Origin of the sequence: Burkholderia sp. Tr-862 (genome assembly GCF_011753085.1) — a bacterium.
In the GTDB taxonomy this organism is placed as follows: domain Bacteria; phylum Pseudomonadota; class Gammaproteobacteria; order Burkholderiales; family Burkholderiaceae; genus Burkholderia; species Burkholderia ambifaria.
This window is the reverse complement of record NZ_VWWG01000335.1, coordinates 1-2,104: the sequence shown is the minus strand read 5'-3', so window position 1 is coordinate 2,104 and position 2,104 is coordinate 1. Positions and strand designations below refer to the sequence as shown.

Annotated in this window: 3 protein-coding genes; 1 reads left to right on the top strand and 2 read right to left on the bottom strand. The window is 71.5% G+C overall.

Annotated features, from left to right (window positions below):
* On the top strand, window positions 1-623 hold a 623-nt coding region (locus F3J14_RS34590), incomplete at its 5' end, for an MFS transporter (RefSeq protein WP_166726714.1).
* 328 nt (window positions 624-951) lie between these two features.
* On the opposite strand, the gene cobM is transcribed toward F3J14_RS34590, so the two are convergent.
* Together cobM and F3J14_RS34580 are read right to left on the bottom strand one after the other, a co-directional pair.
* Entirely contained in the window at window positions 952-1,680 is a 729-nt protein-coding gene (gene cobM / locus F3J14_RS34585; RefSeq protein WP_166726713.1) for a precorrin-4 C(11)-methyltransferase, read from the bottom strand.
* Window positions 1,681-1,723: 43 nt separating this feature from the next.
* A partial coding sequence (locus tag F3J14_RS34580) for a precorrin-6A/cobalt-precorrin-6A reductase (protein WP_211080433.1) occupies window positions 1,724-2,104 on the bottom strand: 381 nt, incomplete at its 5' end.

The window sequence follows — 2,104 nt, the reverse complement described above, 5'->3', positions numbered from 1 at the left end:
GGGAGCTGCCGGCGTCGGCCGCGACATCGGCGGCGCATGCGCGACCGTCGCGCTCGCCGCGCGCATGGCGGCTCGCGGTGTTCTTCGGGATCGCGACGGGCGCCTACACGCTCGTGCTGGCGTGGCTGCCACCGTACTACATGCGGCTCGGCTGGTCGCCGACCGCCGCCGGCAGCCTGCTCGGCGGCGTGACGCTCGCGGAAGTCGTCGCAGGGCTGACGATCTCCGCGACGATCGACCGCCTGCCCGATCGCCGGCCCGCGCTGCACGCGGCGATCGCGTCGCTGCTCGCGGGGCTGCTGGTGATGCTGGCCGCGCCGCAGGCGCTCGCGTTGCCGGCCGCGCTGCTGCTGGGTGCGGGCATCGGCGCGCTGTTCCCGCTGTCGCTGATCGTCACGGTCGATCATGCGGCGACGCCGGCCGATGCCGCATCGTTGACGGGGTTCGTGCAGGGCGTCGGCTATCTGGTCGCGGGGCTGTTTCCGTTCGCGGCGGGCGTCGTGCGCCAGCATCTCGCGGATCTGTCGCCCGCGTGGGTCGCGATGGCTTGCCTGTGTGTCGTGCTGTTCGCGCTGGCGGCGGGTTTCGCGCCGCGGCTTGCGCCGGGCGTCGCGCGTGCGTAGAAAGTGTGTGGCGGGTCAGACGCAGCGCGTGGGCCGGGAGCGTGGCCGGCGCGCGGTTTCCCGGCGTGACCCGCTCGCGCCGCGCGGCGAATGCCGCTCGGCCAAGGGCATCGCGATACGCAGACCGAGGATTCGATCTGGCGCGACGCGGTAGTCGCGCGGCTCGCACGCGTCGATGCACTTGCGCACGGCACTGGCATCCGGCGGCACCACTTCCGCCGCGTATCGCCCGCACGTAGGCGACGCCACGCCACGCTCAATTGACCGGCTTGCGAGAAAACCCGTTGCCGCAAGGCCTCGGCGCGCATCGCGTTTCGCTTACGCGCAATCAGCCGCCGCTTGCATAAAGCGTCGAATCCGCGAACCCTTCCGCATCGAGCACGCGCCCGACCAGAATCAGCGCGGTGCGTTCGATCTGCGTGCCCTGCACCTTGCCGACGATGTCGGCCAGCGTGCCGGTCACGCGTTCCTCGTCGGGCCAGCTCGCGCGATAGATCACCGCGACCGGGCAGTCGGGTCCGTAATGCGGCAGCACTTCGTCGACGATCCGCGCGAGATGGCGCACGCCGAGATGGATCGCGAGCGTCGCGCGGTGCGCGGCGAGCGCGCCGAGCGCTTCGCCTTCCGGCATCGTCGTCTTGCCCGCGAAGCGCGTGAGGATCACCGTCTGCGCGACACCGGGCAGCGTCAGCTCGACGCCGAGCGTCGCCGCGCACGCGGCCGTGGCCGTCACGCCCGGCACGATTTCATACGGAATCCCGAGCGCTTTCAGCCGGCGGATCTGTTCGCCGATCGCCCCGTACAGCGACGGATCGCCCGAATGCACGCGCGCGACGTCCTGCCCTTTCGCATGCGCGTCGGCGAGCAGCGCGACGATCGCGTCGAGATCGAGCTCGGCGGTATTGACGACCTGCTCCGCGCGATGGCCGTCGAGCACGGCCGGCGGCACGAGCGAGCCCGCATACAGGATCACCGGGCACGTGCGCACGAGGCGCTGGCCCTTCACCGTGATCAGTTCGGGGTCGCCAGGGCCCGCGCCGATGAAATACACCGTCATCCAGAAATCTCCATCCATTCATTGGGCAGCCGGTCGCGCGGCATCACGTGCGCGCGGCCGGATCTAGCGCGTCGAGCGCCTCGAGCAGCGCGGCGGCCGAGTCGAACGCGCGGTCGGCGTCGGGGAGCATCGGCCGGCGCAGCATCACGACCGGCAGCCGTCGTTCGCGCGCGACGTCGAGCTTGGCCTCGGTCGCGGCGCCGCCGCTGTTCTTGCTGACGACAACGTCGATGCCCGCGAGCGCGAACAGCGCGCGTTCGCCGTCGAGTGTGAACGGCCCGCGCGTCGCGACGATCTGCGCGCGCGCGTTGCCGGGATGCGCATCGAGGCAGCGCACCAGCCAGAACTGGTGTGGCGGGATCTCGTCGAGATGCGCGAGCGGTTCGCGCCCGAGCGTGAACAGCGGCCGCCGGAACGGCGCGAA